Raw genomic sequence first — 6,730 nt, forward strand, 5'->3', positions numbered from 1 at the left:
ATATTTACGGGGCAGGGGAAAGATTGTGCATAAAAAGTTTACTTACGTTATCTATCAAATCATCATGGCGATTTTGGCAATTATATCAATTGGAATGCTAATTGCTTATTACGCAAATCGCATTAATATTGACGCATATCCATATAGCACGATTGATAATAGTATTTGGCTAATTTTCTTTATTGATTACTTTATTCGCCTTATCATAGCGCCAAATAAGCGTGAGTTTGTTAAAGATAATATTTTTGATCTTCTTTCAATTATTCCTGCAAGCAGCCTTTTCTTCTTTTTCCGCATCGCCCAGATTGGCCGTACATTCCGCCTGCTCAAACTGATCCGTATCATGCGATTAGTTGGTTTTACTGGTCGTTTAGGAGTATTTTTTGAGCGAAATGAATTACTATATTATCTCTATATCAGCATCGCCGTTATTATGGTTGCCGCTGCAATGTTTTGCATTTCAGAAAAGGTATCGTATGAGACGGCATTGTGGTGGGCAATTACTACTGCCACGACAATCGGTTATGGGGACGTAATTCCAAAGACCGGAATCGGACGTGCAGCAGCAATTGTCCTTATGCTTTTGGGAATTGGTTTTATCGGAATGTTGACCAGTACGATCACTGAGTTTTTCGCCAAAAAAGATGAACGAAAAATCTCTTCTCAACTAACTAAGATTCAACAAGAAAATCAGCAATTAAAAGCGGAATTAGATGAAATTAAGAATCTAATTAAAAATAAACATTGATAAAACATCCTCATCTATGACTATGCTTTAGTCATAGATGAGGATGTTTACTCTATTAAGGATTTTACTACTATAGCCATACTAATTTAGAGTCCCACTATTTCTTTAATTTACTTGACGATTTAGTGAAATCATTTCTAATAGACTTTGTGCAGTGATAGAGCCCTCATTCCCCGCTTTAAGTCCAGCTCGTTGCATTGCCTGTTCAATATTATCAGTAGTAAGAATGCCAAATGTAATTGGAATATTACTCGTTAAGTTAAGATTCATTACGCCGCTAGCAACATTCTGACAAATTAAATCGTAGTGGTCCGTCTCGCCCTTGATGACAGCGCCTAATGTCAAAATGCCGTCATATTCCTTTTTCGCCAATAATTGTTTTGTCATAAACGGAATTTCAAACGCTCCCGGCACATGGTATACATCAACATTTTCAAGGTTAAACTTAGCCAACATTTCTGTAGCTCCCTGGACTAATTGTTTAGTGACTGTTTCGTTAAAATCAGCAACAACAATCCCAACTTTTGCAGTTTGTACATTAAATTTTCCTATAAATTCTTTCATAATTAAGCCTCCAAGTGTAATAAATGATGAAATTTATTTTTCTTTGTAATTAAGTAATTCGCGTCATACCTGTTTGGAGCTATTTCTAAAGGCAAACGTTCATTTATTTCAATATCACCAAGCTGTAATTTTTCAATTTTATCTGGATTATTGGTAAGCAAGTTAATCTTTGATATCCCTAATTGATGAAGGATTTTAATTGCTTGGTCATACTGTCGTTCATCAGGTGCAAAGCCTAATTTTTCATTTGCTTCCACAGTATCATAACCGTGCTCTTGCAAGCTGTAAGCTTTCAATTTGTTTTCCAACCCAATTCCACGACCCTCTTGTCGTAAATAAATAATAATCCCACTGCCATTTTCCTCAATCCGTCTCATTGCCTCATGAAGTTGCGGGCCACAGTCACACCGAAGAGAACCAAGAACATCTCCAGTAAAACATTCTGAATGTATTCGAACCATTATCGGTAAATTAGGATCAATTTTCTCCTTTATTAAAGCTAGATTGTCATCTTCAAACCATTGTAAGCGAAAGTCACCATACTGAGACGGGAGGTGGACTTCTTCTATTGATCTACTCACTTCACTTTGTCGATATTCTTGAAGCTCTTTGATCGTAATAATTGGTAAACTAAACTCGGCTGCTTTCTCATGAAGCTCTGATGAACGAGCCATTTCACCATTACTCTTTAGTATTTCACAAATATATGCTACTGGTTCAACACCGGCTAAACGTGCTAGATCCACTGCCGCTTCAGTATGACCATTCCGTTCCAATACCCCATTTTTCTTAGCAACCAGCGGAAAAATGTGTCCGGGTTTGTAGAAGTCCTCATTTTGAGCAGTCGGGTCTGCTAAATGGGTAATTGTACGCCAACGATCAAAAGCAGAGATTCCCGTAGTAGTTGAATGGTGGTCAACGCTGATTGTAAACGCAGTACCAAATGGATCTGAATTATTTACGGTCATTTGAGGTAATGCTAAGCGTTCAGCTACTTCTGGCGCCATAGGAACACACATTAGGCCACGAGCATACTTAGTCATAAAGTTAACCTTTTCGGGGGTAGCTTTACTTGCAAGACCAACCAAGTCTCCTTCTGCTTCTCGATCAAGGTCATCCATTACAATAACTAGTCCGCCTTGTTGAAGGTGTTTAATTGCTGCTTGAATTTTCTTTACATTCATTATTTTCTACCTCCCGATAAATTTGTAACTACGTACTTTCCTAATATATCGGTTTCCAAGTTAACCTCGTCACCAACTGCTAACCTATCAAGATTCGTTATAAATTGAGTATGGGGAATAAGTCCAACCGTAAACCATTTTGAGCTAGTATCCATTACCGTCAAACTCACTCCATTAATTGCAATACTCCCTTGAGCAATAATCTGACCTACTAAGTGTTGCGGAAGATTAAATTTTAGTTCTATTGCATTTTCATTTGCTTTTCGCTCAATAACTTGTGACACCTCATCCACGTGGCCGGTTACAATGTGACCTTCTAAACGACTACCAACTTGTAATGAACGTTCAAGATTAACTAGTGAACCAGCCTGCAAATTCTTAAAGGTTGTTTTCTCAAAAGTCTGTGGCATCAATGTCGTACTAAATTGATTATCAATAATACTAACGACAGTTAAACAAGTACCATTAACAGCAATTGAATCCCCATGTTTTACGTTTGTTAAAAAATCAGCAATTTGCGGTCTAACCATCAGTTCAATTGTCTTACCCTGTTTAATAATTTTTGTTATCTCTCCTGTTCCTGCAACTAAACCACTAAACATTTTCTATCTTCCTTTCCACAATCCTAATATTATTTCCTATTACCTTAATATCCTGTTCAGTAAATGATACTTGACCATCCGACTGCATCCCCATTACGCCACCTTTACCGATAAGCTGGGGAGCAACATAAGTTATTAACTCTTCTACTAAGTTTTGTCTTAAAAATGCATGATGCACACTTGGTCCTCCTTCTACATATACAGATTGCATCCCTTCATGGCCCAGTTTTTGAATGATACCTTCGATCGTCCACTTTTGCTTGAAAAATATACTAACATTCGTATTAAATTTCCCTTGTAATTCTGAATTTTCAGTAAATATCCATGTTGGTGCCCTCTTATCCGTAAGTAAATTTAGTGACGGATAGTTTATTAATCGTCCTCGCCGATCTAATACAATACGTACTGGCGGGAAATCTGAAGAAATAGTTGTTAATAAAGTTGGATTATCAATAATTGCAGTTTGACTACCAATTAGAATTCCTTGGAAATTACTGCGTTCGGTATGGACAAACTCTGACACCTGAGCATTAGTAATTGCTGTCCGCTGTCCTTGCCTAGCTGCCACTCGATAATCGAGACTAACTGCCTGTTTAAGTGTTATCCACGGTCGCTGATGATGGTAGAAGAAGTCATAATGTAGATTTAACTTTCTCGCAATATCTTCTAGCACACCAGTCTTAACGGTAATATTTTTCTCTTGTAAAGCAGCAATACCTTTCCCAGTTACAAGCTTATGCGGATCTGTTTCGGCAATTACGACTCGTTCAATTTCTGCGTCAATTATAGCCTGTGTGCATGGCGGCTGCTTACCATAATGGTTACAAGGTTCTAACGTCACATAAAGAGTTGCACCCTTTAATTTTTCACGGCTGACTTTACGAATAGCATCTTTTTCAGCATGAATACCACCATATTTATGAGTATGGCCTCGTGATAACACCCGATTATTTTTTACAATAACTGCACCAACACGAGGATTCTTCCATGTTTCAATTCCAGCAGTAAATGCTTCATCGATCGCTATTTGCATAAAATACTCATCATCATTCAAAATTAACCACCCTTTCTAAAATAAAAACGCCCTAGAATTTCTCCGGGGCGTTTGATAATTATAAAAATAATTCGGTAAAAATAATCCCGGATAACACTACTGCTATCCGGGACTTTATACTTACACTACTAGTATAATCTTTATTTTTCTTCTCCCATCCAGACTATTACTGTCGGTACCAGATTCGCACTGGTTCAACCGTTAACAATATACTTGCCAACGGGTCACGGACTTCAAGTTAACTTGTTACCGTCGGTTGGGAATTTCACCCTGCCCCGAAGAAAATCAATTATTAAATTTACATTTAGTTTAACTCTTCACATTCTCTTTGTAAATACTTATTTATTTTTTGAAAAACTTTGGAGAGTTTCCATAATCAAGTTAATAAACTTATCTCGATCAATATCAAGAAGGACTTCGGTATTCTGAGGCTTATCAGTCAATTGATAGTAATCACAAACAGTTTCTCCCCGCGTTAGATCTCCTTGAGTTTCAACGTCAACATTCATTTTATCGGTTTCAAACATTGCTGGATCAATCAACCAAGCAATCGTACATGGGTCATGAAGCGGTGCGCCTTTGAACCCCCATTTAGGATTTTCGTGGTATTGCTCAAAGAAATTTAATAGTCCATAAAAAGCCTGACCAACTGGGTTATCAATTTGTTTAATTGCTTGAATTTCATCCTTCATGATCTGTGCCTTATGAGTAACATTTAATGGAGCCACTACTAAAGGTAAACCAAAGTTCATTACAATTTTGGCTGCTTCAGGATCGACGAAGATATTAAACTCAACTGATGGTCGCCAGTTCCCCAGCCCCATAGCGCCACCCATAAAGACAATTTGGTCAATCTTTTCCTTGGCTAAATCAGGATATACTCTGAGGAATAAGGCTGCGTTTGTCATCGGACCGGTAACAACTAATGTTACTTTCTCATCACTTTCCTGTAGTGTCTTAGCAATCAATTCAATAGCCGGAATTGGCTGAACCTTGAAATCCGGATCAGGTAAGTCGGCACCATCAAGTCCTGTTTCTCCATGAACTTCAGGAGCTGTCTCGAGCGGTTTCACTAATGGTGTCTGGTTCCCTTGGGCTACTGGAATGTCCTCTCGATGTAACAAGGTTAGCATTCTCATTGCATTATTCAATGTTTTATCTGGTGTCTGATTACCCGCAGAAGTCGTTACAGCAAGTACATCAATCTTTGGTGAAGCAACAGCCATCGTTAATGCTAATGCATCATCGTGCCCAGGATCACAGTCAAGAATTATCTTTTTAGTCATTTGCTATCGTTATCCTTTCCTAATTAATTATAAATATAGCGGTTACATTAATTATAACAAAATAAAAGAGCCACATAGCTGTGACCCTTAAAACTTATCATTTAGGCTTTCTTAAATAAATACGCCGGTAACGCAACGGCTCCTGCTAACAGAGCTAAAGTAACAAATTTCTTTTTTGAGTGTTTTTTAGGCTGTGTAGTTTTATTTTTCTTCACGCCGTTTGTAAAATTAAGTTAGAAAAATAAAAAAGCCATTTGTGATAGACTTTTGAATAACCACAAACAAAAGTAAAGGAACATCACAAATGACTTATAAACATCTTACCACACGTGAACTAACCCTCATAGCTAATTTTTGGCACCAAGGTACGAAGGCTTATCAAGCTGCTAAACTGCTTAAACGAAGCCAAGAAACTATTTACCGAGTCTATCGATTTCTTGATAGCGGTAAGACCATTGCACAGTATCTTAAGGCTTACCAACGGAATAAGCAGCGTTGTGGTCGTAAGCAGGCTCAGCTAGCCAAGGATGAGATCAGCTACATCAATGAGCAGGTTAAAGCGGGCTGGACACCTGATACGATCATTGGTCGAGCAGAACGGACAATTAGCTGTAGTATGCGGACACTTTATCGGATGTTTGCTCGTGGACAGTACAATTTTGCCGTCCAGCAATTACCGATGAAAGGCAAGCGACACCCCAATGGCTATGTCGAACGACGTGGTAAGGCGGGGCATCTCGGTCGGAGTATTTACCAGCGATACCATGATTTTCCTCACTACCAACACGAGTTTGGTCACTTTGAAGCTGATACTGTTCAAGGAAAAGCTCATCGTGGTGCGGTCATGACCTTGGTGGAACGTCAATCTAAGGTGATGATTGTGCTTAACGTTCATCGTAAAACTGATGAAGCAGTTAACTATCACTTGGATAAATGGCTTTCTAAAATACCTCGTCATTTCGTTAAGTCGATTACCTTTGATAATGGTAAGGAATTCGCGGGCTGGCGTGAGATTGCCAATAAACATGATCTTCATACTTATTTTGCGGAGGTTGGAGCGCCCAATCAACGCGGCCTGAATGAAAACAATAATGGTATCTTACGTCGTGACGGTCTCAGTAAACGATTAGACTTCCGTAATTTACCAGATGAACTAATCACCCAGCTGATGCACAAACGAAATACTATTCCACGGAAGTCACTTCACTACCGCACACCACTTGAAGTATTCCTAAGTCACGTCACAGATGAACAGCTTTCAACATTTTTCTAATTTAAATTGACATTTCGGG

General features: G+C 38.5%; 7 protein-coding genes and 1 riboswitch. Of the genes, 2 read left to right on the top strand and 5 right to left on the bottom strand.

Annotated elements, in window-relative coordinates:
• The first annotated feature begins 25 nt into the window (after nucleotides 1-25).
• Nucleotides 26-748 carry a potassium channel family protein gene (locus H5S41_RS03300; protein WP_182602322.1) on the top strand — a complete coding sequence of 241 codons (723 nt, stop codon included), beginning with the start codon at nucleotides 26-28 and terminating at the stop codon, nucleotides 746-748.
• 105 nt (nucleotides 749-853) lie between these two features.
• Here the strand turns inward: H5S41_RS03300 and ribH are convergent, their stop codons facing one another.
• The 5 genes from ribH to rihA form a co-directional block, all read right to left on the bottom strand.
• Entirely contained in the window at nucleotides 854-1,312 is a 459-nt protein-coding gene (ribH, locus tag H5S41_RS03305; RefSeq protein WP_182602323.1) for a 6,7-dimethyl-8-ribityllumazine synthase, read from the bottom strand.
• A 2-nt stretch (nucleotides 1,313-1,314) separates the two neighbouring features.
• Nucleotides 1,315-2,496, bottom strand: a complete 1,182-nt coding sequence (ribB, locus tag H5S41_RS03310) for a 3,4-dihydroxy-2-butanone-4-phosphate synthase (RefSeq protein WP_182602324.1) — start codon at nucleotides 2,494-2,496, stop codon at nucleotides 1,315-1,317.
• On the bottom strand, nucleotides 2,496-3,098 hold the full coding sequence (locus H5S41_RS03315) for a riboflavin synthase (protein WP_182602325.1): 603 nt from the start codon (nucleotides 3,096-3,098) through the stop codon (nucleotides 2,496-2,498). Before H5S41_RS03315 ends, ribB begins: the two co-directional genes overlap by 1 nt.
• Nucleotides 3,091-4,131 carry a bifunctional diaminohydroxyphosphoribosylaminopyrimidine deaminase/5-amino-6-(5-phosphoribosylamino)uracil reductase RibD gene (gene ribD, locus H5S41_RS03320; RefSeq protein ID WP_182602328.1) on the bottom strand — a complete coding sequence of 347 codons (1,041 nt, stop codon included), beginning with the start codon at nucleotides 4,129-4,131 and terminating at the stop codon, nucleotides 3,091-3,093. Before ribD ends, H5S41_RS03315 begins: the two co-directional genes overlap by 8 nt.
• A gap of 163 nt (nucleotides 4,132-4,294) precedes the next feature.
• Nucleotides 4,295-4,439, bottom strand: a riboswitch (FMN riboswitch).
• Between the two features lie 51 nt (nucleotides 4,440-4,490).
• Complete coding sequence (gene rihA, locus H5S41_RS03325) at nucleotides 4,491-5,438, bottom strand: pyrimidine-specific ribonucleoside hydrolase RihA (RefSeq protein WP_182602326.1); 948 nt, start codon at nucleotides 5,436-5,438, stop codon at nucleotides 4,491-4,493.
• A gap of 304 nt (nucleotides 5,439-5,742) precedes the next feature.
• Here rihA and H5S41_RS03330 point away from each other — a divergent pair, with 304 nt between their 5' ends.
• Nucleotides 5,743-6,711, top strand: coding sequence for an IS30 family transposase (locus tag H5S41_RS03330; protein ID WP_085720378.1), 969 nt, complete (start codon nucleotides 5,743-5,745; stop codon nucleotides 6,709-6,711).
• Nucleotides 6,712-6,730: the final 19 nt, after the last annotated feature.

This window comes from Limosilactobacillus albertensis, from assembly GCF_014145555.1.
In the GTDB taxonomy this organism is placed as follows: domain Bacteria; phylum Bacillota; class Bacilli; order Lactobacillales; family Lactobacillaceae; genus Limosilactobacillus; species Limosilactobacillus albertensis.

What these genes read in the sequence shown, in the direction of transcription:
- ribH (WP_182602323.1), bottom strand. Translation starts at nt 1,312, where the DNA reads ATGAAAGAATTTATAGGAAAATTTAATGTACAAACTGCAAAAGTTGGG.
- ribB (WP_182602324.1), bottom strand. Translation starts at nt 2,496, where the DNA reads ATGAATGTAAAGAAAATTCAAGCAGCAATTAAACACCTTCAACAAGGC.
- H5S41_RS03315 (WP_182602325.1), bottom strand. Translation starts at nt 3,098, where the DNA reads ATGTTTAGTGGTTTAGTTGCAGGAACAGGAGAGATAACAAAAATTATT.
- ribD (WP_182602328.1), bottom strand. Translation starts at nt 4,131, where the DNA reads ATGCAAATAGCGATCGATGAAGCATTTACTGCTGGAATTGAAACATGG.
- rihA (WP_182602326.1), bottom strand. Translation starts at nt 5,438, where the DNA reads ATGACTAAAAAGATAATTCTTGACTGTGATCCTGGGCACGATGATGCA.
- H5S41_RS03330 (WP_085720378.1), top strand. Translation starts at nt 5,743, where the DNA reads ATGACTTATAAACATCTTACCACACGTGAACTAACCCTCATAGCTAAT.